The organism is Lysobacter sp. A286 (genome assembly GCF_054052105.1).
Genome location: NZ_JBSVRJ010000019.1, coordinates 1 through 611 on the forward strand (window position 1 = coordinate 1; position 611 = coordinate 611).

General features: G+C 55.6%; 1 protein-coding gene. It reads left to right on the forward strand.

The genetic code is table 11. The features are described from left to right. On the forward strand, window positions 1–484 hold a 484-nt coding region (locus tag ACW7G0_RS14215), incomplete at its 5' end, for a hypothetical protein (RefSeq protein ID WP_456990659.1). Between the last annotated feature and the right edge of the window lie 127 nt (window positions 485–611).

The following is a 611-nucleotide window of genomic DNA, read 5'->3' on the forward strand; positions in this document are numbered from 1 at the left end:
GTTAGGTGCCGCACCAACAATGTTGCGACTTTGCATCTACTTGTTCTTGTTCTTAGCGGTCTCTGGCTGCACCCCAGTCTCGGATCGGGGAGAGCAGTCCGTAGAGGTTCTGGTGCCTGGCCACCAAAGTCCTTCTCTTGTCCTGTACTCACCTCACCGGGGTGACAACTGCACGGGTACCAGCCAACGCTCGCGGGAAATTGTGGATGGCGCGCCGCGCAATGTTTTTCGAGATGGCTACTATTACGTAGACTTTGAGGACAATGAGCGGTCCTACCGCGCGTTCTTTCAGGAGTCGCACATTAGTGCGGCGCCGCACCACGCGGCCTTTATCTTCTGCGCCAAAGGCCGCACGCCCATCGCCGCTGGATGCAGTGTTGTTGGCGTATCGCCTAAAGGCTGCTTCTTTACTGGCTACGGCATCTACAAACTCAGTGAGATCGGTGGATTCGTCGACCAGATACAGCGGAACTACCCTTGGTGACGCACATGCAAGCGGCACCTAACAATTCGTTCAAGCCGAACCTACTTCGCTACACCAACAACACGGCAGGTAGAGCTTGCCATGTTGTCGGCTACGCTACGTAGGTCGGCTTAACTCAAGCGTTAGG